This is a genomic window from Lysinibacillus sp. GbtcB16, from assembly GCF_019091145.1.
GTDB classification, from domain to species: Bacteria; Bacillota; Bacilli; order Bacillales_A; family Planococcaceae; genus Lysinibacillus; species Lysinibacillus fusiformis.
The window spans coordinates 1-262 of sequence record NZ_JAGXJV010000537.1; the positions used below are offsets into that span (position 1 = coordinate 1).

A 262-nucleotide genomic window follows, 5' to 3' on the forward strand; every position below is an offset into this window, starting at 1 on the left:
AGCTTCAAATACTCATGAAGGTGCTGCAAAGGCTTGGCTTGAGGCGTCTATTGGTAATACCTCTCCTTTTAGTGGTGAACAAAAACCAAAAAATGACTATTTCATGCTACTGAAAAAAGAATTATATAAATTATTTTGTGGTGATTCTAGATATGCTGCTCAAAGAGAAGAATTTACTCAATTAATTCAATCACCTGATAATAGAATGTTATTTGTTTCATCAATCTCAGCATTAATTGGTTCACAGGTCGGTTTAGCAGCA

General features: G+C 34.0%; 1 protein-coding gene. It reads left to right on the forward strand.

Going from position 1 to position 262, the window contains the following annotated elements; translation table 11 throughout:
• Window positions 1–262 (forward strand): hypothetical protein (locus KVT27_RS25155; RefSeq protein WP_217582228.1); only part of this gene is annotated, 262 nt, incomplete at both ends.